The sequence below is a fragment of the Micromonospora sp. CNZ280 genome (assembly GCF_011759515.1).
In genome coordinates, this window is the sequence record NZ_JAAOYP010000001.1 from 810,809 (window position 1) to 831,218 (window position 20,410).

Below are 20,410 nucleotides of genomic sequence, written 5' to 3' on the forward strand. Positions count from 1 at the left end.
CACTCCCCTCGACCCACCGCGTTGTGGGTCACTCTCCCGCCCAGCCTAGGCCCTCCCGCTCTGGTGCTTCCGCGGCGGACCTCCGGCCGGACGTCCGGATCCGGACTCTGTCCTTTCACCCGTTGCGGGTACGAGGTTGGCTGGCCCCAGGAGTACCCCGCCGCGCGATGTTCATCACACCGTCACGGGTCCGTCTTCCCGCCCGTCCGCCCCCAACCAGGGACGATGGGGACAGCGGAGGCGTACTAACGTGCAGGCAGTGGAAGATCCAAGGAGCTGCGCCATGCGTCCGTCGTACCCCCGTCGTCACAGCCGGTCACTCGCCGCGCTGGCCGCGATCCTGCTCGCTGCCGGCGGGCTCACCGCCTGCTCCGACAGCGACGGGCCGGAACGCAGCGTGGACGCGTTCCTCGCCGGCTGGCGCTCCGGCGACCTGCAGGCGGTCGGGTTCGTCGACCCGACCGGCGCCAAGGTGCCGGCGGTCGACGTCGCGCGGGAGATCAAGGAGCTCTCCGGCGAGCTGGCCGCGAATCCGCCGGCGCTGACCCGCCGGGGCGAGGCCAAGATCACCGCCGACACCGCCACCGCGACCGTCAAGGTCGAGTGGACCCTGCCGGGCGACACCCGCTGGGCGTACGACCGGACGGTCCGGATGACCCGCGGCGGCGACGACCAGTGGCAGGTGATCTGGGAGCCGAAGGTGGTGCAGGAGCAGCTCACCCGGGGCGACCGGCTCGGGCTGCGCCGGCAGACCGGACCGCGGGCCGCGGTGCTCGACGACGCCGGCCAGCCGATCGTGGCGCCGCGACCGGTGGTCCGGGTGGGGGTGCAGCCGAGCGAGGCGACCGACGTGCCGGGCCTGGTCCGGAAGCTGGACGCCGCGTTCCGGGCGATCCGGCCGACGATCACCCCACCGGTCGACCTCTCCGGCCTGCCCAAGCGCCTCGCCGACGCCGACCCGGGCGCGTTCGTCGAGGTGGTGACCCTGCGCGAGGAGGCGTACCGGCAGATCAAGCCGCGGATCTACGACCTGCCGGGCACCAAGTTCCGCTCCGACCGGCTCGACCTCGCGCCGACCCGCGAGTTCGCCCGGGCGGTGCTCGGCTCCGTCGACCCGGCGCAGGCCGACGACCTGACCCGGCACCCCGACCGGTACGCCGCCGGCGACCTGGTCGGCCACGGCGGTCTGCAGGGACGCTACGACGAGCGACTGCGCGGCGCGCCGGGGCTGAGCGTGCTCATCGAGCGGCCCGGGCCGGACGGCACCCTGGCGCCGACCGGCACCGAGGTGTTCCGCCGCGACCCGCAGCCCGGGACGCCGCTGAAGACCACCCTGGACGTGGCGACCCAGAACGCGGCCGACGCGGCGCTGCGCGGTGAGCGGCGGCGCTCAGCGCTGGTGGCGCTGCGGATCAGCGACGGCGCGGTGCTCGCCGCGGCGAACGGCCCGGGCGCGGCCGGGGAGAACCTCGCCTTCACCGCCCAGGTCCCGCCGGGGTCGACCTTCAAGATGGTCAGCGCGCTCGGGCTGCTGGACCGGGGCGCTGTCACCCTGGACGGGCCGGTCGACTGCCCGAAGACGTTCACCGTCGACGGGCGCGCGTTCAAGAACTCCGACAACTTCGTGCTCGGCTCGGTGCCGTTCCGCACCGATTTCGCGAAGTCGTGCAACACCGCCTTCACCGCGCTGGCTCCGAAGCTGGGCGCGGACGGGCTCGCGGTGACCGGTCGGTCGCTGGGCCTGGAGGGGCAGTGGGACGTCGGCCTGGATGCCTTCACCGGCAAGGTCTCCGCCAACGGCGGCGCGACCGAGCAGGCCGCCGCCGCGATCGGTCAGGGCACCACCCTGGTCAGCCCGCTGGCCATGGCGTCGGCCACCGCCGCGGTCGCCCGGGGTCGCTTCGAGCAGCCGAAACTGGTGCTGGACCCGGCCCCGGCCCAGCCGGCCGCCCCGGGCCAGCCGCTCAAGGCCGAATCGGTCGAGGCGGTGAAGACGATGATGCGGGAGGTGGTCACCGCCGGCACCGGCACCGCCCTCAAGGACGTGCCGGGCGACCCGGTGCACGGCAAGACCGGCACCGCCGAGTACGACAACAACCCGGCGCACACCCACGCCTGGTTCGTCGGCTGGCAGGGCGACATCGCGTTCGCGGTCTTCGTCGAGCAGGGCGGCGCCAGCACCGCCACGGCCGTCCCGATCGCCGAACGCTTCCTCCGCGCCCTCCCCCGCTGACCTCACCCACCCACCCACCCCACCCCCACCCCCCTTGCCCCCACCCCCCTTGCCCCCACCCCCCTTGCCCCCACCCCCCCCTTGCCCCCGACCCCCTTGCCCCGACGGGGCGCCACGGGGCGGCGCAGCGTTGATCAAGGGGTTTGCGTCAACCACTGACCAGGTTCTGACACAAACCCCTTGATCACCTTTTCGGAGGCAGCGGGTGGGGGCGGGCTGCGGGGTGGGGGCGCGTATGCGTGTCCCTGCCTCGTCGCTGCGCTCGTCCTCGGCGTTCGCGGCCTGGCCACGTCGCTCTCGTGGTCGGCTCCGGGAACTCCCGGGCTGATGGGTGGGAGCCTGTCGAGCTGCCCCGTCCATGGGAACACTAGCTGGCGATGGCCCTGGCCAGTGTCGGCGACGACGTCGGATCGGGCGGTGTTCGCGCTCGTGCTGCGCGGCCGGTCACCACCGCCGACGACGCCACGCAGGTGCCCCTGTAGACGGGGCAGCTCTGAAGCTTCTGCGGGAGTGGTGGGGCCGCCGTGCGGAGCGTCAGGCGATCCCGGCGCTGGGGTGGGCGGTGCCGTCCTCCGGTGCCGACAGGTCTTCGTCGGGGTCGGGGTGGGCAGGCGGTTCGGTGATGGCCAGCGGATTCCGGCGCAGCAGCCCAGGACCGGCGGCGGCGGGTGGCCCGACCGGCTCCCGGTCGGCCGGAGGAGCAGCGGCGTCCGGCTCGGTCGGCCGGTCGGCGTCGGCGGCGCCGCGCGGCGGGACGACCCGGGCACCGGACCGCCCGTTGCCCGACGACCGGCCGGCGCGGGTGCTCGACGGGCCGGGCAGCAGCCGGGGTGGCACCGCCTCGGGCGCGCTGACCGGGGCCAGCCCGGCCACCACGGTGTTGACGATCTCGGCGGCGTACGCGCCGTCCGGGTCGTAGTCGGGGTCGAAGACGGTCAGCTCGACGCCGAGGCAGTGCGGGGTGTCAACCAGCCCGGCCAGCAGGATCTCCAGCTCGGCGAAGGCGATCCCGCCCGGGTCGGGCGCGTCGACCGCCGGCATGACTGCCGGGTCCAGCACGTCCACGTCGATGTGCACCCAGTAGCCGGCGCAGTCGGCGAGCTGCTCGTGCGCCCACTGCGCGGTACGCGCCGCGCCCTCGGCGCGCAGCGCCGGCACCGGCCGGGTGATGATCCCGGCTGCCTGGAGGTCGAGCCGGTACTCGTCCTGGGCCCGGATACCGAGCACCACCACGTCGATGTCCCGGAAGTAGGGTCGGCGCCCCTCGATGGCCGCCAGGTCGGCCTGGCCCCGGCCGGTCGCCAGGGCGAGGTCCTCGCCCGCCGCGGCGCCCACGTAGGAGGCGTTGCCGGGGTGCCGGAAGTCGGAGTGGCCGTCGACGAAGACCAGCCCGATCCGGCCGCCGACCGCCTCGCCGAGCCGGTGCATGGCCAGCGCCGAGCCGAGCAGGATCGAGCAGTCCCCACCGAGGACGAGCGGGAACTCCCCCCGGTCGATGATCGAGCCGATCCGGTCGGCGAGCGCCACCGAGTAGTCCGAGATCTCCCGGGCGTGGCAGACCCCGTCGCCCGGCCGCCAGTCGCCCGGGTCGTAGCGCGGCGGGGTCAGGCAGCCGGCGTCGCGGGCCCGCAGCCGGGCGAGCAGATCGTGGTCGCGCAGCGCGCCGGGCGCCTTGGCGCAGCCCGGCACCGAGGTGGCCGTGGGCGGGCGCAGACCCAGGTTGGACGGCGCGTCGAGGACGGCGATCCGGCGCATCATGGGCTCCCGTCCTCGGTGGTCGGGCGGGCCGGCCGGGACGCCGGCCCGCGCTGGCGTGCTACGTGCTCAGAACAGGGCGCTGGCCAGGGCCCGGCGGGCCGAGGCCACCGCGGGGTCCTCCGGACCGGCGATGGTGAACAGTCCGACGAGGTGCTGGCGTACCTTCTCCCGGTCGTCGCCGGCGGTGCGCCGGACCACGCCGACCAGGCGCCGGTAGGCCTGCTCGGCCAGGCCGCTGAGCACCTCGATGTCGGCCGCCAGCAGTTGCGCGTCGACGTCGTCGGGGTTGGCCTCCGCGGCGGCGAGCGCCGCCTGCGGGTCGGCGCCGGCCACCCGGCGGGCCAGGCCGACCTGGGCCAGGCCGGCCTCGGCAGCGGCGTCGGCCGGCGAGTCGGCCAGGATCTTCCGGTACGCCCGCTCGGCGCCGTCCAGGTCGCCGCTCATCAGGGCGTCGTCGGCCTCGTCGAGGCGGGGGTCGGTCGGCTCCGCCACGGTCACGCCGCCGGCCTTGAGCACGGCCTGGATCCACTGCCGCAGCTGCGCCTCCGGCACCACCCCGGAGAAGGCGTCGATCGGCTGGCCGCCGACCACCGCGTAGACCATCGGGATGCCCTGCACCCGGAACATCTGGGCGATGCGCGGGTTGGCGTCCACGTCGATCTTGGCGAGCACCCAGGCGCCGCCACCCTCCACGGCCAGCCGCTCCAGCACCGGGGAGAGCTGCTTGCACGGCTCGCACCACTCGGCCCAGAAGTCCACCACGACCGGCGTGTTCAGCGAGCGTTCGAGGACCTCGGACTGGAAGGTCGCCTCGGTCACGTCGATGACGGTGACACCGCCGGCAACGGCGCCGCCGGGCGCACCGGCGGGCGGTCCGGCCTGGGCCGGGGTCGGGCTCGGGGCAGGGGTGCGCAGCGCGCTGAGGTCGACCGCGCCGCGGGTGAAGATCGACGAGGTGATCCGTGGGTCGCTCATGGTTATCTAGTCTCGCACGCGCGCGGCCCAACTCCGATCAACCGCGACGGCGACAGTTGCAGTTCTCACCCTGCTCACCGCCCCTCCCCACCTCCACCCCACCCCCCTCTCCGCGATCTTGCACTTTCGGCCCGCGGTACGCGGCATCCGCGGCATTTGCCGGGGCGGAAAGTGCAAGATCGCGGGGGTTGGCGGAGGGTCAGAAGCGGGCGGGCTCGCGGTAGACACCCCACTCGGTGCGGAGGGCGTCGCAGATCTCGCCGAGGGTGGCCTCGGCGCGGACGGCGTCGAGCATGGCCGGGATCATGTTCTCGCCGGTCCGGCTGACCTCGACCATCCGGGCCACGGCCGCCTTGACCGCGGCGTCGTCCCGGGCCGCCTTGCGCTCGGCCAGCACCCGGCGCTGCTCGAGCTCCACCTCGTGCGAGATCCGCAGGATCTCCAGGTCCTTGGCCACGGTGTTGGTGTGGCAGTTGACCCCGACGATCTTCTTCTCGCCCTTCTCCAGCGCCTGCTGGTAGGCGAACGCCGACTCGGCGATGTGGCCGGTGAACCAGCCGTCCTCGATGCCGCGCAGGATGCCGGAGGTCATCGGGCCGATCTGGTGCGGGCCCTCGCCGCCGAGCTGGCGGATCCGGGCGAAGATCTCCTCCGCCTCGGCCTCGATCTTGTCGGTGAGCGCCTCGACGTACCACGATCCGCCGAGCGGGTCAGCCACGTTGGTCACCCCGGTCTCCTCCATCAGCACCTGCTGGGTACGCAGGGCGATCTCGGCGGACTCGTCGGTGGGCAGCGCGAGCGTCTCGTCCAGGGCGTTGGTGTGCAGCGAGTTGGTGCCGCCGAGCACCGCCGCGAGGGCCTCGACGGCGGTCCGCACCACGTTGTTCACCGGCTGCTGGGCGGTCAGCGAGACCCCCGCGGTCTGCGTGTGGAACCGCAACCAGAGGGCCTTCTCGCTGGTGGCGCCGTAGACGTCGCGCAGCCACCGGGCCCAGATCCGGCGGGCGGCCCGGAACTTGGCGATCTCCTCGAAGAAGTCGACGTGCGAGTCGAAGAAGAAGCTCAGGCCGGGGGCGAAGACGTTCACGTCCAGCCCGCGGGACAGCCCCAGCTCGACGTAGCCGAACCCGTCGGCGAGGGTGTACGCCAGCTCCTGCGCGGCGGTCGAGCCGGCCTCCCGGATGTGGTAGCCGGAGACGGACAGCGGCTTGTAGCGCGGGATCTCCCGGGCGCAGTACTCCATCAGGTCGCCGATCAGGCGCAGGTGCGGCTCCGGGTCGAAGAGCCACTCCTTCTGCGCGATGTACTCCTTGAAGATGTCCGTCTGCAGGGTGCCGTCCAGGGTGGACAGGTCGGCGCCCTGCCGCTCGGCGGCCACCAGGTACATGCAGAACACCGGCACGGCCGGGCCGGAGATGGTCATCGAGGTGGTGACACCGGCCAGGTCGATGCCGTCGAAGAGCACCTCCATGTCGGCCGCGCTGTCCACCGCGACGCCGCAGTGCCCGACCTCGCCGAGCGCCTGCGGGTCGTCCGAGTCCCGCCCCATCAGGGTGGGCATGTCGAAGGCGACCGAGAGGCCGCCGCCGCCGGCGCCCAGGATCATCTTGTAGCGCTCGTTGGTCTGCCGGGCGTTGCCGAAGCCGGCGAACTGCCGGATGGTCCAGGTGCGCCCCCGGTAGCCGGTCGGGTAGAGGCCCCGGGTGTACGGGTACTCGCCCGGCCAGCCGATCCGCTCGAAGCCCGGGTAGGCGACGCCCTCCGGCGGCCCGTAGACCGGGTCGACGGCCATCCCGGAGAGCGTGGTGAAGTCGGCGTCCCGCTTGCGCGCGGCGTCGTACCGGGCCTGCCAGCGTGCCCGTCCGGCTGCGATCTCGTCGGCGTTCATCCCCGGGGCTCCTCCTCGAGCTCTCGACTGCACGTCGAGTGTAGGCCGGGAGCCTGAACGATCGCTAAGGGAAGTCGTACCGGCCGGTAACCAGGGACGCCCGGAGACTCAGGCGGTCGGCGCGGTGGGCTCGCCCATGGCCACGTCGTCGACCCGGATGTTGACCTCGTCCACCCGCAGCCCGTACGCCTCGACCGCCTCGGTCACCTTCGCCCGCACCGCCTCGGTCACCTCGGGCACCGTCCGGCCCGCCTCGATCACGATGACCAGGTTGACCACCGCCGCACCGTTGGTCACGTGCGCGGAGGCGCCGCGCGTGGCGTCGCCAACCTTGTCGAGCCCGACCCGGTCGAGCACAGCGTTGAAGAACCGCGCCACGTCGCCGCCCAGCTCGACCACTCCGGGCACCGACCGGGCGGCGGCCACCGCGATCTTCTCCACCACCTCGTCGGAGACGGAGGTCGTACCGCCCGCCACCGCGTCCGGCGTCACCGACAGTTCCCGCGTCGCCTCGTCGCTCACGCCGACACTCCGCTGCGCTCCGTGCCGTCCTGAGGCACCACCGCACCGCATTGATGATTCGCTCGCTGACGCTCGCTCATGCTCTCCCACCCGGCCGCACACCCCGCCCCACGCCGACCGTGGAGCGGTGCGAGCGTACTAGTTCCGGGCGGTCCGGGGTGGACACGGCACCGGCCGGTCCGGGCCGGCGGGGCGGAACCGGCGGGACGGTCAGGAAGCGAGCTGGCCGAGCAGCTCGTCCGCCGCCGCGTACGGGTCGAGCGCCCCCTCGGCCACCTTGGCGGCGAGCGCCGGCAGCTCCGTACCGTCGCGCAGCGAACCGATCCGGTCGCGCAGCGTGCCGAGCGCGATCGCCTCGATCTCGGCGGCGGCCCGCGTCTCCTGCCGACGGCGCAGCTCGCCGCGCTCGACCAGCCAGCCACGGTGCTTGTCGATCGCGGCCGCGATGTCGTCGATCCCCTCGCCGCGCGCGGCGACGGCGCGCACCACCTGCGGGCGCCACTGGCCCGGCCCGCGCTCGCCCAGCGCGATCATGCCCTGGATGTCGCGCACCGTGGCGTCGGCGCCGTCCCGGTCGGCCTTGTTGACCACGAACACGTCGGCGATCTCCAGGATGCCGGCCTTGACCGCCTGGATGGCGTCGCCCATCCCGGGGGCGAGCAGCACCAGCGTGGTGTCGGCCAGCGAGGCGACCTCCACCTCCGCCTGCCCGACGCCGACGGTCTCGACCAGCACCACGTCGCAGCCGGCGCCCTCCAGCACCCGGACCGCCTGCGGGGTCGCCGCCGAGAGCCCGCCGAGGTGGCCCCGGCTGGACATCGAGCGGATGTAGACGCCCGGATCGGTGGCGTGGTCCTGCATCCGCACCCGGTCGCCGAGGATCGCCCCGCCGGTGAACGGGCTGGACGGGTCGATGGCCAGCACGCCCACCCGGTGACCGCGGGCGCGCAACGCCCGGACCAGCTCGTTGGTGGTGGTGGACTTGCCCACACCGGGCGAACCGGTCAGCCCGACCACCTGGGCGTGGCCGGCGTACGGCGCGAGCGCCGCGGCGATCCGCGGCAGCGCCTCGTCGCCCGACTCGACCAGGGTGATCAGCCGGGCCACCGCGCGGGGGTCACCCGCGCGGGCCCGGTCGACCAGCATCGGCACGTCCCGGCTGCGGCGCACCGATCCGGTGCCCACCGCCGGGACGCTGTCGACGGTCTCGCTCACGGTCGCGTCGCTCACTGACCGCTCTCGCCGGCGGCCGGGACGTGGATGATCAGCGCGTCGCCCTGGCCACCGCCGCCGCAGAGGGCGGCCGCGCCGGTGCCGCCGCCCCGGCGCTTGAGCTCCAGCGCGAGGGTGAGCACCAGCCGGGCGCCGGACATGCCGATCGGGTGGCCCAGCGCGATCGCCCCGCCGTTGACGTTGACCTTCTCCGGGCCCACCCCGAGGTCCCGCATCGACTGGATGCCGACCTGGGCGAACGCCTCGTTGATCTCGATCAGGTCCAGGTCGTCGACGCTCAGCCCACCCTTGCGCAGCGCGTGCTGGATGGCGTTGGACGGCTGCGAGTGCAGGGAGTTGTCCGGGCCGGCGACGTTGCCGTGCGCGCCGATCTCGGCCAGCCAGGTCAGCCCCAGCTCCTTGGCCTTGGCCTTGCTCATCACGACCACCGCGGCGGCGCCGTCGGAGATCGGCGAGGAGCTGCCGGCGGTGATGGTCCCGTCCTTGGTGAACGCGGGACGCAGCTTGCCCAGCGTCTCGGCCGTGGTGTCCGGCCGGACGCCCTCGTCCTCGCTGATCACCAGCGGGTCGCCCTTGCGCTGCGGGATGACCACCGGCGTGATCTCCTCGGCGAAGTGCCCGTTCTTCTGCGCGGCGGCGGCCCGCTGGTGGCTGGCCGCGGCGAACTCGTCCTGCTCGGCGCGGCTGATGCCGTGCTTGGTGCCGAGCCGCTCGGTCGACTCGCCCATCGAGCAGCAGTCCCAGGCGTCGGTGAGACCGTCCAGCGCCATGTGGTCCTTGACCACCACGTCGCCGTACTTGTAGCCGCCGCGCTGGCCGAGCAGCAGGTGCGGGGCATTGGTCATCGACTCCATGCCGCCGGCCACCACGATGTCGAACTCGCCGGCCCGGATCAGCTGGTCGGCCAGGGCGATCGCGTCCAGGCCGGAGAGGCAGACCTTGTTGATGGTCAGGGCCGGTACGGACATCGGGATGCCCGCCTCGACCGCCGCCTGCCGGGCCGGGATCTGCCCGGCGCCGGCCTGGAGCACCTGACCCATGATCACGTACTGCACCTGCTCGGGGGCGACGCCGGCGCGCTCCAGCGCCGCCTTGATCGCCACGCCGCCGAGCTTGGTCGCCGGGAGGTCCTTGAGGTTGCCCAGCAGGCGCCCCATGGGGGTCCGCGCGCCGCTGACGATCACCGAAGCCATACCTGCCTCCGAGGGGGGTGCCGACCTGTACGCCTTAACGATTGTTCGGCCAGACTAGCGCCATGGCTGAGAACTCCCCCGTCGAGACCGCTGCCGACTATGTCACAGACATCGGGCTGCGCCGCATCGACCACGTCGGGATCGCCGTGGCCGACCTGGACGCCGCGATCGACTTCTACCGGCGGACGTTCGGGATGCGCTGCGTGCACACCGAGACCAACGCCGAGCAGGGCGTCCGCGAGGCGATGCTGGCGGTCGGGCCGACCACCGAGGGCGGCTGCGTGCAACTGCTCGCCCCGCTGACGCCCGAGTCGACCATCGCGAAGTTCCTGGACCGCAACGGCCCCGGGGTGCAGCAGGTGGCGTACACCGTGGCGGACATTGACGCGGCCTGCGCGGCGCTGCGCGAGCGCGGCGTCCGGCTGCTCTACGAGACCCCGAAGCGCGGCACCGCCGACTCCCGGATCAACTTCGTGCACCCGAAGGACGCCGGGGGTGTCCTGGTCGAGCTGGTCGAGCCGGCCGCGCACTGACCCCGCGGGACGCCCCGCCGCCCGGCGGGGCGTCCCTCGCCGGCGCCCCGCCCGAGGGGCCGGGTGGACCCACCCGATGCCGCCGGCAGGCGGCCCGCCGCACCGGCGCCCGAGCACGGCAGTGCGCGGTTCAACGTTCACCCGGGCACCTTCACGCATCGGTCGATGCGGTTTTTCACAGAGGACTTCCGGCCCTAGCTACCGTTCAGTAACGTCCGCCCCATCGGAACGCGGTCGGTCCCGGATGTGTCGTACGTCGACATGGTGGACGGCCGCACCGGCGCCGACGATGGCAGCACCCAGGCCCGTGCGCGCGGGTGCGGACGAACCGGAGGTCACCGTGCAGGACATCCTCGAAGCGATCATGTCGGCGGAAGGCTCCGCGCAACCGGAGCGGGAACTCGCCGGTCTCGCCGGGCTGCCCGTGCCCGAGTCCTACCGCGGCGTCGTGGTACGCGCCGACGAAACCCGGATGTTCGACGGCATGGCCACCCGCGACAAGGACCCCCGCAAGGCGCTGCACGTGCAGGAGGTGCCGACGCCGGAACTCGGCCCGGGCGAGGCGCTGATCGCGGTGATGGCCAGCGCCATCAACTACAACACCGTCTGGACCAGCATCTTCGAGCCGCTGTCCACCTTCAGGTTCCTCCAGCGCTACGGCCGGCTCTCGGAGCTGACCCGGCGACACGACCTGCCCTACCACGTGGTCGGGTCGGACGCCGCCGGCGTGGTGCTGCGGACCGGGCCGGGGGTGACCCGGTGGTCGGCCGGCGACGAGGTGGTGGCGCACTGCCTGTCGGTGGAGCTGGAGGACGCGGCCGGCCACGACGACACCATGCTCGACCCGCAGCAGCGGATCTGGGGCTTCGAGACCAACTTCGGCGGCCTCGCCGAGCTGGCCATCGTCAAGGCCAACCAGCTGATGCCCAAGCCGCGGCACCTGAGCTGGGAGGAGGCGGCCAGCCCCGGGCTGGTGAACTCCACCGCGTACCGGCAGCTGGTCTCGCACCACGGCGCGAACATGAAGCAGGGCGACGTGGTGCTGATCTGGGGCGCGTCCGGCGGGCTGGGCGGCTACGCCACCCAGATGGCGCTCAACGGCGGCGCCATCCCGGTCTGCGTGGTGTCCAGTCCGGACAAGGCCGAGCTGTGCCGCAAGATGGGCGCCGAGCTGGTCATCGACCGGGCCGCCGAGGGTTTCCGGTTCTGGAAGGACGAGCAGACCCAGGACCAGGACGAGTGGCGGCGCTTCGGCGAGCGGATCCGGGAGCTGACCGGCGGCGAGGACCCGGACATCGTCTTCGAGCACCCGGGCCGGGAGACCTTCGGCGCGAGCGTCTACGTGACCAAGCGCGGCGGCACCATCGTCACCTGCGCCTCCACCAGCGGATACCAGCACCAGTACGACAACCGCTACCTCTGGATGCACCTCAAGCGGATCGTCGGCAGCCACTTCGCCAACTACCGCGAGGCGTGGGAGGCCAACCGGCTGGTGGCGCTCGGCAAGATCCACCCCACGGTGTCGAAGACCTACCCGTTGGAGCAGACCGGCCAGGCCGCGTACGAGGTGCACCGCAACGCGCACCAGGGCAAGGTCGGCGTCCGCTGCCTCGCCCCGACCGACGGGCTCGGCGTACGCGACCCGGAACTGCGGTCCCGGCACGAGGACGCGATCAACCGGTTCCGCGGCCACTGACCCGACAGGGGCCGCCGGCGACGATTGCCGCAACGGTCGATCGCCATTTCGCACCGGTCGCGGGCACCGATTCGAGTGCCCGCGACCCGGCGGCGACAAAGGGCCGCGGGCGCTTGCCCCGCGGCCCTTTTCCGGGTTCCCGGACCGGGCCGTCCGACCCGCCCGGGACCTGCCAAGATCGCCGATTGGTCCGGTCTCCGGCGAACGCCGAAGTTGACCATGTAAACAGGACACCAAAGCTCGGCACCGCTCTTGCGAAGGACCCTGGGGCGTCTGCGAGTATGTCCCAATGCCCCAGCAGCAGTCCTCCCCTCTCGCGTTCTTCGATAACGCGAACTCGCAGCCAGATTTCACCGTTGGCCTGCGCGGATACAACACTCACCAGGTCGATGACTTCATCGGCCGGATGACCGCCGCGCTGACCCAGTCCGAGCAGGCCCGCGCCGAGGCCGAGCAGCGGATGAACGACGCGCAGCGTCGGCTCCGCCAGGCCGAGCAGCGCATGGCCGCGCTGGAGCAGAAGCTCACGGACACCAACAAGCAGCTCGAGGAGAACAGCCGGCCGACCCTCTCCGGCCTCGGCACCCGCGTCGAGCAGATCCTCCGCCTCGCCGAGGAGCAGGCCAACGACCACCGCAACGAGGCCAAGCGCGAGTCGGAGGGCATCCTCTCCGCCGCCCGCCTCGAGGCGCGGGAGATCACCGACAAGGCCCGCGCCGAGGCGGCCGCGATGAAGGCCACCGCCGAGCGGGAGGCGGGCAACGTCCGCACCGCCGCCGAGCGGGAGGCCGCCGAGGTCCGGGTGCAGGCCCGCCGCGAGGCCGACACGCTGCGCGCGGACGCCGACCGCGAGACCAAGCAGCTGCGCACGGTCACCGCGCACGAGGTGGCCGAGCTGAAGTCCACCGTCGAGCGGGAGGTCGCCACGCTGCGCGCCACCGCCGAGCGGGAGATCACCCAGCAGCGCGCCAAGGCGGCCCGCGAGGCCGAGGAGAAGCGCGCCGAGGCGACCAAGCTGCTCACCGACGCCCGCGACAAGCGCGACAAGGACCTCCAGGCCCTGGAGCTGCAGCTCGCCGAGCGCCGCGAGAAGGCCGAGCGCGAGGAGTCCGAGCGGCACGCCGCCCAGGTGGCGCAGACCCAGAAGCTGGTCAGCGAGGCCGAGCAGCGGGCCCGGGCCGCCCAGGAGCGGGCCAAGGAGATCGAGCAGCGCGCCGAGGCCCGCCGGGTCGAGTCGGAGCGCACCGCGAACGAGACGGTGGAGAAGGCCAAGGCGCTGGCCGAGAAGACGCTCAACGAGGCGCGGGCCGAGTCGCAGCGGCTGCTCAGCGAGGCACGCACCGAGGCCGAGCTGACTACCCAGGCGGCCCGCCGCGAGGTGGAGGATCTCACCCGCCAGAAGGACGCGGTCACCGCGCAGCTGGGCCAGATGCTCTCCGGTCTCGCCGGCATCGTGCCCGGCGTGCCGGGCTCGGCCGCGCAGGCCGAGGCGAAGAAGGCCGCCGGCGACAGCGGCGACAAGGTGGCCGCGGAGACCGCCGGCTGACCGGCCCGGCCGGGGCATGAGACGGCGCGGGGTGACACCGGGTGACCGGTGGCTCCCCGCGCCGTATGCGTTTCCCGGTCTCTGGGAGCCGCGCGCCGAAACGCAGTCAAACAGGTCCCATCAGGGGCGTCCGTATCGCCCCAGGAGGGGCCGATGCGTGTGAGGATGGGGGCATGTCGCACGGCGAGGAACTGTTTGCTCTCGGCGGGGACGTGACCACGGAGCCCAGCTTCGAGTCCGCTCTGCGGGGGTACGAGAAACGACAGGTCGACCGGTACGTCGCGCGTGCGGAGCACGAGATCGCGACCCTCGCGGCTGAGCGGGAGCAGGCCTACACACAGATCCACAAGCTGGCCGGCCAGGTCGAGGTGCTCCAGCGGGATCTCGCCCAGGTGCGCAAGCAGGTCGGGGTGGTCGACCGCGCCTCGTTCCGGCACCTCGGCCCCCGGGTCGAACAGATCCTCACCCTCGCCGAGGAGCAGGCCGAGGCGATCCTGCGCGAGGCCAACGAGGAGATCGAGGCCCGCCGCGCCGCCGCCGAGCACATCATCGAGGAGGCCCGCGCGGAGGCCGCCAAGGCGCTCAAGGACTTCGAGATCGCGCTGGCCGCCCGCCGGGCCGAGGAGGAGCGGCACACCGCCGCCCGCAAGGCCGAGGCGGACGCCGCCGTCAAGACCGCCAAGGCGGAGGCCGAGCGGCTGCGCAAGGCCGCCCAGGAGGCGCTCAGCAGGGCGCAGCAGGAGGCCACCCAGCTGCGCGACGCGGCGAAGGAGATCCACACCCGGGCCCAGCAGGAGGCGACCAAGCTGCGCGAGGCCGCCAAGGAGGCGCACGCCAAGGCCCAGCAGGAGGCGACCGAGCTGCGCGAGGCCGCCAAGGAGGTGCACGCCAAGGCCCAGCAGGAGGCCCGCCGCCTGGTCGAGCAGGCCACCGAGGCCGGCCGGGCCACCCACGCCAAGGCGCAGCGCGAGGCCAAGCAGATCATCGACGACGCCAGCACCGCCGGCCGGGCCACCCGGGAGAAGGCCCGCCAGGAGGCGGAGCGGCTGACCACGCAGGCGACCGAGTCCGCCCGACGCAGCCGGGCCGAGACCGAGGTGTACGTGCAGCGGATGCGCAGCGAGACCGAGGCGTACGTGCAGCACGCCCGGGCGCAGACGCAGCAGGAGCTGGGCGCCTGGCGGGCCGGCGTGGAGAAGGAGGTGAACGGCCGGCGCGAGGCGGCCGACCGGGAGCTGGCCCAGCGCCGGGCCGCCGCCGAGCAGGAGTTCACCACCCGCCGTACCGAGCTGGAGAAGCAGTACAAGACCCGGCACGCCGAGCTGGAGAAGCAGCACAAGACGCGGCAGGACGAGCTGGAGTCGACGTACACCAAGCGGCGCACGCAGCTGGAGTCGGAGTACCGCACCCGGAAGAACGAGATCGAGCAGGGCGCCGCCGCGGTCCGGGAGGCCGCCGAGCGGGACGCGCTCACCATGCGCCAGCAGGCCGAGGAGGAGGCCGCGACGCTGTTCGGCCGGGCCGAGTCGGAGGCGGCCGAGAAGCGGCGCACGGCCGACGAGTACGTGGCCACCTCCCGCCGGCAGTTCGAGGAGTACGCCGCCACCACCCAGCAGCACCTGGCCACCACCCAGCAGCACCTGGCCGCCACCCAGCAGGAGGCGGCCGCCGGCCGGCAGCAGCTCGCCCAGGTGATGCTGGAGATCGCCCAGGCCCAGCAGCAGCTCGCCGACCTGCGCCAGGAGACCTGGCAGTCCCGGCAGGAGTCCGACGAGCTCCAGCGGCAGGTGGCCGAGCTGCGGCTGCAACTGGCAACCGCCGGCGGCACCGACGGCGCCACCGTGGCCGCGCCGACGACCGGCCCGAAGGCCGGGAACGCGAAACGCCCCGACGGCCCGGCGAAGCCGCCCGGCGCGGGTGGCACGCCGGGGGCGGACGCCAAGCCGGCGTCCGGGATCCCGGCGGGCGCCGCGGCACGACCGGCCACCGAGGCGGAGGCGAGCGCGAAGCCGGCCAGCCGGCCGGCCACCGGCCAGATGCAGACCGTGGACGGCTCGAAGCCGGCCGGCGCGGCGGCGGTCTCCGGCGCGAGACCGGCGGGCGGGCCGGACGGGAAGCCGGCCGGCACCACGTCGGGCGGCAAGCCGGCCGGGGCCGGTCAGGCGGCGGCAGCCCCGGTCGCCGAACCGGTGACCACGGCGGACGGCGGCGGGGCCGGCGTGGACGGCGAGCCGACGGTGGCCGCGGTCCCGGGTGAGGGCGGCCGGGGCGCCACCCCGACGAAGATCACCAGCACCGGCGAGAACGGCAAGCGGCCCACCAAACCGACCACCGACGAGCGCAGCGCCACGCCCAGCACGGTCAGCGCCGACAAGGACTGACCGGGGCCGCGGCGTCCCGCCCGGCCGGAGCCGGCCGACCGCCCGGTGACGTGGCCGCGAAGGACCCGGATGAGCGCCCGGGACGCGACGGCCCATCGCCGACCGGCCGGCTGGGCAGCCACCACACCGGCCCGGTCGGCGCGGCGCCGCGCGCCGGCGTCACCCGGGCGGCCGCCGTAGCGCCGTACCTTCCCATGCGCCCGCTACGCTCCTGGCTGGAGCCCGCTCGCGCGGGCCGGCAGCGGTGTCCGGCGGATCCGCCGGACGTGACCGGAGGAGGTCCTGGTGGCGCAGGGCGAGCCGACGACGCCCGGACCGGACCCGGACCGGCCGGAGGCATCCCGTCCCAGCGAGCAACCGGGCCGGCCCGAGACCTCGGCGCCGGCCGCCACGGCGTCGGCGCGGCTCCCGGGCGGGCCGGACGCGACGACCGAGGAGGGCGCGCGAGCCGGGTCGGACGACGACGACCCGCCGGTCTTCACCGCGTCCGGGCGGTTCGGCCGGCCCGGGCGGCCGCTGCGCCGCAACAGCTTTTTGGTCGGCTTCACCGGCGCGCTCGGCGCGCTGCTCGCGTACACCGTCTACCTCGGGCTGCGCGACGCGGCCGGGATCCTGGTCCTGGTGGTCATCGCGCTCTTCCTGGCCGTCGGCCTGAATCCGGCGGTGCTCCGGCTGCGGCGGTTCGGGCTGCCGCGCGGCCTGGCGGTGGCGGTGGTCGCGCTGACCGTGCTGCTGCTGCTCTGCGGCGGCGTGGTGGCGCTGGTGCCGCCGATCGTCACCCAGTCCGGCCAGTTCATCGAGCAGCTGCCGAGCTACGTCGAGGCCCTGCGCCGCAACGAGGCCGTCAACGACCTCGTCGAGCGGTACGACGTGATGGAGCGGGTGCAGAGCGCCGCCAACGCGGAGACCGTCGGCCGGGCCCTGGGCGGCGTGCTCGGCGGCGCCCAGCTCATCTTCGGCACCATCTTCCGGACCCTCACCGTGCTCGTGCTGACCATCTACTTCCTGGTCTACTTCGACAAACTCCGGGCGCTCGGCTACGCGGTGGTGCCGGCGTCCCGCCGGGAGCGGGTGCGGCTGATCGGCGACGAGATCCTGACCAAGGTGGGCGCGTACATGGTCGGTGCGCTCAGCATCGCGGTGCTGGCCGGGGTGAGCACCTTCGTGTTCGCGCTGATCGCCGGGCTGCCGTACCCGTTCGCGCTGGCGGTGGTGGTCGCGGTGGCCGACCTGATCCCGCAGATCGGCGCCACCCTGGGCGCGGTCATCGTGAGCCTGGTCGGCTTCGCCACCGACCTGCCGGTCGGCATCGCCTGCGTGGTGTTCTTCGTGGTCTACCAGCAGGTGGAGAACTACCTCATCTACCCCAAGATCATGCGCCGGTCGGTGGAGGTCAACGAGGTCGCCGCGCTGGTCGCCGCGCTGCTCGGGGTGGCGCTGATGGGGGTGGTGGGCGCGCTGCTGGCCATCCCGCTGGTCGCGGCCGTCCAGCTGATCCTGCGCGAGGTGGTGCTCCCCCGGCAGGAGTCCCGCTGACCCGCGCCACGCGGGCCGGGTCAACCCGGGTCGGCCGCCCGACCGACCGGCGGAACGGGTCTCAGCCGGCCTGGCCCGCGGGCGGTCCGGGCACCGGGCGGTCGGCGAACGAGGCCACCGTGCGGTCGGCGTACGCGCTGACGTCGCCGGACTCCATCGGGCCGTCCCAGGTGGTCGGCAGCGGGACCGTGGCGGCCGGGTTGACCCGGCGGACCACCTCGTCCAGCGCGGTCTCGGCGTCACCGACCCAGAGGTGCTTGGCCCCCGGCACGCCGACCACCTCGGCCTGCGGCACCGCCGCGAAGCGCTGCCGGGCCTCGTCCGGGCGCAGGTAGTCGTCGAACTCGGGGACGAGCGCGACCAGCGGCTTGCCGGCGTCCGCCCACTGGGCCAGGTCGGCCGGGGTGGAGAAGCGCAGCGGCGGGGAGAGCAGGATGGCCCCGGTCACCGCCGGGTCGCAGCCGTACTTGAGGGTCAGGTCGGTGCCGAACGACCAGCCGAGCAGCCAGATGTCCGGCAGCTCGTGGAACTCGGCGTACTCGATGGCGGCGGCGACGTCGAAGCGCTCGCCGACCGCGTTGTCGAAGGCGCCCTCGCTGGTGCCCCGCAGGCTGCTGGTGCCCCGGGTGTTGAACCGCAGCACGGCCAGGTCGGCCAGGGCGGGCAGCCGCCACGCCGCCTTGCGGAAGACGTGGCTGTCCATCATCCCGCCGTGTGTGGGCAGCGGGTGCAGGCAGACCAGGGTGGCCACCGGCTCCCGGTCCACCGGGCGGGCCAGCTCGCCGACCAGCCGCAGACCGTCCGCGGTGTGCAGCTCGATGTCCTCACGGCGGCCGGGCAGGATCGACGACGCGCGGATCGGTGTGCTCACCGTCCCAGTCTCGCGCGCCGCCGGATCCGCCGCCCGGCGAGGCGGGAACCAGGTGATCCAGATCGCTCAGCCGTACCGGGGGGCGCCGCGTCCGCGCTGGAGGTTGGGGCCCCGCCGGTCCCGGGCCCGCCAGCAGCCGCTGTGCCAGTGCCGGCGGTCGGTCAGGTCACCGCGGCCGTCGGCCGGCCAGGCCACCACGTGCGCCACGCCCGGGCGGATCTCCTGGTCACAGCCGGGACAACGGTACGTCTTGACGGACGCCCCACCGGTGATCCCGCGTACCTGCCAGTCGCCGTCACGCCACTGCTGCACGGTCGGCACGCCCTGTCGGGCACGCTCGGTGTCCAGGCCGGCGGTCTCGTCCCGGCGGGGGCGGTTGCGACGGGGGCTCACGGTCACCAAGCGTACGGGCCGGCGGCCGGAGCGGCCCGGGTCGGGCCGTCCGGCCGACGGCGTACGCTCACTCCCAGGTGGTGGCGTCGGTCAGGTCCTTCGCCAGCTGCGCCCCGGCCAGCGCGCTCGTCGCGTCGGCCTCGCTGAAGCCCGGGTCGCCCTCGGGGCGCTCCGTCCCGGGCAACGGCGCACCGAAGTCGGCGGTCAGGTGCGCCTTCGGGATGCCGAGCAGTTCCAGCTTCGTGCCGTCCGGGTAGAGGTAGGCGGGACGGCCATCCACCACGCGGTTGCTCTCGGTGGTGCTGCCAGCGATCTGCGCCCCGTACAGCAGCCGCACCCACATGGTCGCCGACGGCTCCCGGTGGAGGGTGAGGTCGACCCGCAGGCCCGCCGGGAAGGCGGTGGTGTCGACCGAGCAGGCGGCCAGCGTGGCGCCCGCCGGCAGGGTGCTCAGCCGCAGCGGCGTCGTGCACCGTCGTGCCTCGTCCCAGCGGACGGCGTCCACGGCCGTGGCGAGGGCGCTCCGGTCGCCGCCGAACGTGCTCGCCCGGGCGTACAGGCCGGGAAGGGGCTGCCAGGCCGTGACCAGCCCGCGGGCCGTACCCCCGAATTCCTGGACGGCGCCGTCGAAGGTCAGCGGGATCACGGCCTCCTGGATGGGGACGCCATCGAGAAGGAATTCGTCGATCGCCTCCGCGGAGCCGCTCACCTCGACCAGGACGGGCCGGCCGCCTCCGACGCTGAGCTGGATCGACTCGACGCGGTTCGAGCTGTGGACGGCCCAGCGCAGGTAGCGGGCCCGGCTCGGGTCGACGCCGAGGTGCAGCACCTGCGGGTCGGTGCCCACCAGGTCCGGCCGCTGGGCCGCGCCGGGCACCCCGTCGACCCGGGGCGGCACCGGCGCGACCACTCTCGGCGTCGCCGCCGTCCAGGGCAGCCGGTTGGCGTCCGTCGCGGTCACGCCGGCGAAGCCGAGTACGCCGACCAGGGCCAGCGCGGTGCCGGCGGCGACCCGGCGACGCAGCTGCCGGCGCCGGCCCCGGGCCCGCGAGCCTCGCAGCAGCCGGTGGGTGTCGATCTCTCCCTCGGCGCGCTCCCGCAGCACCGAGGCGATCCGCTGGTCCAGGTCGGTCATTGCCGGCTTCCCTTCGTCGTCGGGACGCCGCAGCGTTCCCGGAGCTGGGCGAGCGCCCGCATCGCGTGGGTGCGGACGGTGACCGGCGAGCAGTCGAGGATCTGGGCGATGGTGCTGTCGTCCAGGTCCTCGTAGTAGCGCAGCACCAGCACGGCACGCTGGCGGTCGGGCAGGGCGAGGATCAGCCGCCACATCTCGTCCCGGTCGGCCGCCTCGCCGCCGAGGTCGCCCCGGTGCGCCCGCTCGGCGAAGGTGTCGACCGCCAGCTCGCGGCTGGACCGCCGGCGCCACCACGAGTTGTTGGCGTTGACCAGCATCCGGCGCACGTACACGTCGGGCCGGTCGGCCCGGGCGATCTTCCGCCAGTGCACGTACGCGCGCGCGAGCACGTCCTGGGTCAGGTCCTCGGCCCGGTGCGGGTCGCCGGTCAGCAGCCGGGCCAGCCGGATCAGGGCCGGGCCCCGGCTGCCGACGTACTCCTCGAAGGTCACACCCTCAAGACGCCGTCACCGGCGGC

The 20,410-nt window shown here is 73.9% G+C and carries 16 protein-coding genes; 6 read left to right on the plus strand and 10 right to left on the minus strand.

Features of this window, described 5'->3' with window-relative positions:
- The first annotated feature begins 283 nt into the window (after positions 1-283).
- Positions 284-2,233, plus strand: a complete 1,950-nt coding sequence (locus FHX32_RS03860; RefSeq protein ID WP_167179488.1) for a penicillin-binding transpeptidase domain-containing protein — start codon at positions 284-286, stop codon at positions 2,231-2,233.
- A gap of 534 nt (positions 2,234-2,767) precedes the next feature.
- On the opposite strand, the gene FHX32_RS03870 is transcribed toward FHX32_RS03860, so the two are convergent.
- From FHX32_RS03870 to FHX32_RS03895, 6 genes are all read right to left on the minus strand, one after another.
- Positions 2,768-3,991, minus strand: a complete 1,224-nt coding sequence (locus FHX32_RS03870; RefSeq protein WP_486480898.1) for an arginase family protein — start codon at positions 3,989-3,991, stop codon at positions 2,768-2,770.
- Positions 3,992-4,057: 66 nt separating this feature from the next.
- Positions 4,058-4,966 carry a tetratricopeptide repeat protein gene (locus FHX32_RS03875; RefSeq protein ID WP_167179489.1) on the minus strand — a complete coding sequence of 303 codons (909 nt, stop codon included), beginning with the start codon at positions 4,964-4,966 and terminating at the stop codon, positions 4,058-4,060.
- A gap of 199 nt (positions 4,967-5,165) precedes the next feature.
- Positions 5,166-6,854, minus strand: coding sequence for a coenzyme B12-dependent isobutyryl-CoA mutase large subunit (icmA, locus tag FHX32_RS03880; protein ID WP_167179490.1), 1,689 nt, complete (start codon positions 6,852-6,854; stop codon positions 5,166-5,168).
- A gap of 108 nt (positions 6,855-6,962) precedes the next feature.
- The gene (locus FHX32_RS03885) at positions 6,963-7,376 is read right to left on the minus strand and encodes an Asp23/Gls24 family envelope stress response protein (protein WP_167179491.1); all 414 of its coding nucleotides are present in this window, start codon (positions 7,374-7,376) and stop codon (positions 6,963-6,965) included.
- 210 nt (positions 7,377-7,586) lie between these two features.
- Positions 7,587-8,522 carry a methylmalonyl Co-A mutase-associated GTPase MeaB gene (meaB, locus tag FHX32_RS03890; protein WP_208418282.1) on the minus strand — a complete coding sequence of 312 codons (936 nt, stop codon included), beginning with the start codon at positions 8,520-8,522 and terminating at the stop codon, positions 7,587-7,589.
- Between the two features lie 80 nt (positions 8,523-8,602).
- Positions 8,603-9,802 carry an acetyl-CoA C-acetyltransferase gene (locus FHX32_RS03895; protein WP_167179492.1) on the minus strand — a complete coding sequence of 400 codons (1,200 nt, stop codon included), beginning with the start codon at positions 9,800-9,802 and terminating at the stop codon, positions 8,603-8,605.
- Positions 9,803-9,864: 62 nt separating this feature from the next.
- Between FHX32_RS03895 and mce the strand changes: the two genes are divergently transcribed.
- From mce to FHX32_RS03920, 5 genes are all read left to right on the plus strand, one after another.
- Positions 9,865-10,335 carry a methylmalonyl-CoA epimerase gene (gene mce, locus FHX32_RS03900; protein ID WP_167179493.1) on the plus strand — a complete coding sequence of 157 codons (471 nt, stop codon included), beginning with the start codon at positions 9,865-9,867 and terminating at the stop codon, positions 10,333-10,335.
- Positions 10,336-10,675: 340 nt separating this feature from the next.
- Complete coding sequence (gene ccrA, locus FHX32_RS03905; RefSeq protein WP_167182197.1) at positions 10,676-12,031, plus strand: crotonyl-CoA carboxylase/reductase; 1,356 nt, start codon at positions 10,676-10,678, stop codon at positions 12,029-12,031.
- Positions 12,032-12,320: 289 nt separating this feature from the next.
- Positions 12,321-13,577: a cell division protein DivIVA gene (locus FHX32_RS03910; protein ID WP_167179494.1), complete on the plus strand. Its 1,257-nt coding sequence runs from the start codon at positions 12,321-12,323 to the stop codon at positions 13,575-13,577.
- Positions 13,578-13,750: 173 nt separating this feature from the next.
- Positions 13,751-15,958 carry a hypothetical protein gene (locus FHX32_RS03915; protein WP_167179495.1) on the plus strand — a complete coding sequence of 736 codons (2,208 nt, stop codon included), beginning with the start codon at positions 13,751-13,753 and terminating at the stop codon, positions 15,956-15,958.
- A 285-nt stretch (positions 15,959-16,243) separates the two neighbouring features.
- Positions 16,244-17,494 carry an AI-2E family transporter gene (locus FHX32_RS03920; protein ID WP_486480899.1) on the plus strand — a complete coding sequence of 417 codons (1,251 nt, stop codon included), beginning with the start codon at positions 16,244-16,246 and terminating at the stop codon, positions 17,492-17,494.
- 61 nt (positions 17,495-17,555) lie between these two features.
- On the opposite strand, the gene FHX32_RS03925 is transcribed toward FHX32_RS03920, so the two are convergent.
- The 4 genes from FHX32_RS03925 to FHX32_RS03940 form a co-directional block, all read right to left on the minus strand.
- Positions 17,556-18,365, minus strand: coding sequence for an alpha/beta hydrolase family protein (locus FHX32_RS03925; protein ID WP_167179496.1), 810 nt, complete (start codon positions 18,363-18,365; stop codon positions 17,556-17,558).
- A gap of 66 nt (positions 18,366-18,431) precedes the next feature.
- Positions 18,432-18,764, minus strand: coding sequence for a hypothetical protein (locus FHX32_RS03930; protein ID WP_167179497.1), 333 nt, complete (start codon positions 18,762-18,764; stop codon positions 18,432-18,434).
- Positions 18,765-18,825: 61 nt separating this feature from the next.
- Positions 18,826-19,893 (minus strand): hypothetical protein, encoded by a 1,068-nt coding sequence (locus FHX32_RS03935; protein ID WP_167179498.1) that lies wholly within the window; start codon positions 19,891-19,893, stop codon positions 18,826-18,828.
- Positions 19,890-20,384 (minus strand): SigE family RNA polymerase sigma factor, encoded by a 495-nt coding sequence (locus FHX32_RS03940; RefSeq protein ID WP_167179499.1) that lies wholly within the window; start codon positions 20,382-20,384, stop codon positions 19,890-19,892. The genes FHX32_RS03935 and FHX32_RS03940 overlap by 4 nt, the downstream gene beginning before the upstream one ends.
- Between the last annotated feature and the right edge of the window lie 26 nt (positions 20,385-20,410).